The organism is uncultured Agathobaculum sp. (assembly GCF_963927765.1).
In the GTDB taxonomy this organism is placed as follows: Bacteria; Bacillota; Clostridia; order Oscillospirales; family Butyricicoccaceae; genus Agathobaculum.
Genome location: NZ_CAWVCU010000103.1, coordinates 1 through 3,227, shown reverse-complemented (window position 1 = coordinate 3,227; position 3,227 = coordinate 1). Strand labels below are relative to the sequence as shown.

Sequence of the window (3,227 nt, the reverse complement as noted above, 5' to 3'; positions counted from 1 at the left end):
CGCCGCGGTACTTGGTGCCCGCGATCATGCCGGTCAGGTCAAGCGACACGACGCGCTTGTCCTTCAAGGTCTCCGGCACGTCGCCCGCGACGATCTTCTGCGCCAGACCCTCGACCACGGCAGTCTTACCGACGCCGGGGTCGCCGATCAGCGCGGGGTTGTTCTTGGTGCGGCGGGACAGGATCTGGATCACGCGCTGGATTTCCTTTTCACGGCCGATAACCGGGTCGAGCTTGCCCTCACGGGCAGCCGCGGTCAGGTCACGGCCAAACTGGCCGAGCGCACCTTCCGCGCCCTTGCCGGAAGCGCCGGGCGCACCTGCGCCCTCCATATCGCCCGGCTGGACGCCGCCGAGCACTTCGCTCAGCTTTTCCGCCGCCATCTGCGGGGTGACTTTGAGGTTTGCCAGCGCGGTCAGGCCGACATTCTGCCCTTCGCGCAGGATGCCAAGCAGCAAATGCTCGGTGCCGACGTAGCTTGCGCCCATCTGCGCCGCTGTCTGCACGGCCAGCTCGATAATGCGCTTGGTGCGCGGGGTCATGCCCTGCGGCGCAGAGGCATCCGGCGTGCCGCGGCCGGAAAGCTGCTCAATCTGCTGAACAAGCGCATCCTCGGTCACGCCGCAGGCGGTCAGCGCCTTGGCTGCCGGGCCGCCGCCTTCACGCAGCAGGCCGAGCAGCAGGTGCTCCGAGCCGATATAACTGTGTCCGAACGAACCCGCGGCTTCCTGCGCCTTGGTCAGTGCCTGCTGTGCACGCTCGGTAAAACGGTTCTGATAAAACATAGGTCAACACTCCTTTCTGAGTGGAACAGTTCAAATTTAATGATTGGATTATTGCAAAATCAAGTCTTTCGTTGCCGCACGCAGCAATTCTGCGCGCTTCTTGTCGCGCTCCTGCGGCGCACCGGTCAGCATTGCCGGACGGATGCGCTGCTCTAGCTCATACAGCTTCTGCGGCTGAGCACCGCTGAGCAGCCCCATCTGCAAACCGACCAGCACATCCGAGATGCACTGCACGGCTTCGCTGGTGTCGATACGGTAAGCAGAACGCAGCGTGCCTGCCGCGCGCCATACGCGGTCGCGCAGGCCGTCCTCGTCCTGACTGCGCACCTGTTCGCGCGCTTTCTTTTCCGCGTCGATGATCGCGGTCGCGGTCTCGACCAGCTTGTCGGTCAACTCGGCCGCAGATGCGCCCAGCGTGACCTGATTGGAGATCTGATAGAACCCGCCAACAGCCTTGGAGCCTTCGCCGTATGCGCCGCGCACTGCGCAGCCACGGCTGCCGGCATAGCCGGTCATGCGGCCGATCGCACCTGTCGCTGTCAGCACAGGCAGGTGCAGCATGATGGACGCTCGCAGGCCGGTACCGACGTTGGTCGGGCACGCGGTCAGATAGCCGAGCCGCTCATCATAGGCGAACGGCAGCGCGCTTTCGATCAGCGCCGCGATGCGGTTTGCTGTATCCAGGCACTCCTTCGGGCACAGCCCGGTGCCGATCACCTGCAAGCGCAGATGGTCTTCCTCGCCCACCATGATGGACACGCCGCCATCTTTGGAAACGATCAGCCAGCCGCCGTTCTGGGCAAGCTCAGGCGAGATCAGATGTTCCTCGACCAGCTGCGCGGTCTCGGTCGCGCGTGGGATAATCTGTTTCTTTTCAAATTCCGGCCCGACGGTCGGGTTTTCCTGCAGCACGGCGAAAACCTTATCTGCGATTTCCTTGTGCTGCGCCTCTGTCAGGCGGAAGGGATAGCCTTTGATGTTTCGTGCCAGACGCACGCGGCTGGAGGCTGCGAGGCCGGTAAAGCCGCCGTTAATCGTAAACATGCTCATTTCTGCTCGCCCTCCATTCTGCGGATCTCGTCGCGCAGACGCGCGGCCTGCTCGTATTCCTCGTTTTCGACCGCGGTTTTCAGCTGTGCACGCAGCGCTTCGACCGGATCTTGCTTGGGCTGCTCGGGTGCGGCGGGCGCCGTGCCGATGTGGCGCGTCGCGCCGTGCAGCTTTTCGACGTAGGGGTTCAAAATATCCGCGAAGGTGCTGTAGCAATCCGGGCAGCCAACGCGGCCGGACTGCCGTAATTGGCTTTCGGTCATGCCGCAGGTCGGGCACTTGCGCTCGGTACCGAGCAGGGTCGCTGTCGGCGCACCCAGCATATCGTTCCACAGGCTGCCGAAACCGCCGCCGAGGAACGAATGGAACGGATCGCTCCAGAAGTGATCCATCGACTGAAATGCGTTTTCAAACGCGCTGCCGAGGTTTTCCTGTTTCGCGCAGTCCGCACATAGGTGCATTTCGCGCGTCACGCCGTTGATGGTTTCCTTATAATACATCGTCGCTTCATTCTTGCCGCATTTCTCGCATTTCATAAGTCAAAACTCCTTTCGATAAATTCGATTGAAACGTACAGTTTCAATCGATGGACGGCATCGCCAGCCTACGGCTGGGAATGCCTATTGCATCCGGCAATGCGCAAAATACAATTTTTCGCATCGCCGCCTGTTTGTTAAAAAACCGTGATACATGGCCCAGGCCACCTTCTCTTGTCCTTCGGCCAATTCACCTTGTGCTCCCGGTTTTTTGTCGGGCGGCGTAGCCGCCCTCCATTGCATGCCGCGCAAAGCGCGGATTGTTAAAGTCGTCTCATGTTGTCGCGATTCCCATGACCGCACAGCGGAAAATCGCCGCGCGCAGCCGGTCTCGGTCTGCTTTGTCAACCTCGGCCAGTGCGCCGTCCGAGCAAGCGCTCAGCAGCAGCTGTGCCTCGCGCGCCGTCAGCAGTTCAGCTGAAAGCAATGCGCGCATCAGTCGCGCCGCGTCGTTCTGGGTCAATCGACCGCCAATGCCGCGGGCAGCTTCCAGCAGCGTACGCTGCTTGTCATCCATCAGCCGTACGATGCGGATATAACCGCCGCCGCCGCGCTGGCTCTCGACCAGATAGCCGTGCTCCGGTGTGAACCGCGTTTCAATCACGTAGTTGATCTGACTTGGTACGCACGAAAAGCGGTCTGCCAGACTTTTGCGCTGCACTTCGGCCACGCCGCCGCCCGATGATAACATCTCGCCGATAAAATCGGCTATGACATCCGACATCTTCATGCTGTCACCTCCTTTGGTCTCCGGTCTTTTCTCTGACCTTTCCTGACCTTTGACTTTATTATAGCGTCTGTCCGGCGCAAATGCAAGAGAATTTTCTGACCATTTCTGACCAAATATTAGTGCATTG

The 3,227-nt window shown here is 60.6% G+C and carries 4 protein-coding genes; all 4 read right to left on the bottom strand.

Going from position 1 to position 3,227, the window contains the following annotated elements; genetic code table 11:
* A partial coding sequence (locus ABGT74_RS09595) for a Clp protease N-terminal domain-containing protein (protein WP_346705367.1) occupies positions 1 to 784 on the bottom strand: 784 nt, incomplete at its 3' end.
* A 48-nt stretch (positions 785 to 832) separates the two neighbouring features.
* Positions 833 to 1,834 carry an ATP--guanido phosphotransferase gene (locus tag ABGT74_RS09590; RefSeq protein WP_346705366.1) on the bottom strand — a complete coding sequence of 334 codons (1,002 nt, stop codon included), beginning with the start codon at positions 1,832 to 1,834 and terminating at the stop codon, positions 833 to 835.
* Positions 1,831 to 2,370: a UvrB/UvrC motif-containing protein gene (locus ABGT74_RS09585; protein WP_346705365.1), complete on the bottom strand. Its 540-nt coding sequence runs from the start codon at positions 2,368 to 2,370 to the stop codon at positions 1,831 to 1,833. The genes ABGT74_RS09590 and ABGT74_RS09585 overlap by 4 nt, the downstream gene beginning before the upstream one ends.
* 274 nt (positions 2,371 to 2,644) lie before the next feature.
* Positions 2,645 to 3,100, bottom strand: a complete 456-nt coding sequence (locus ABGT74_RS09580) for a CtsR family transcriptional regulator (RefSeq protein ID WP_346705364.1) — start codon at positions 3,098 to 3,100, stop codon at positions 2,645 to 2,647.
* Between the last annotated feature and the right edge of the window lie 127 nt (positions 3,101 to 3,227).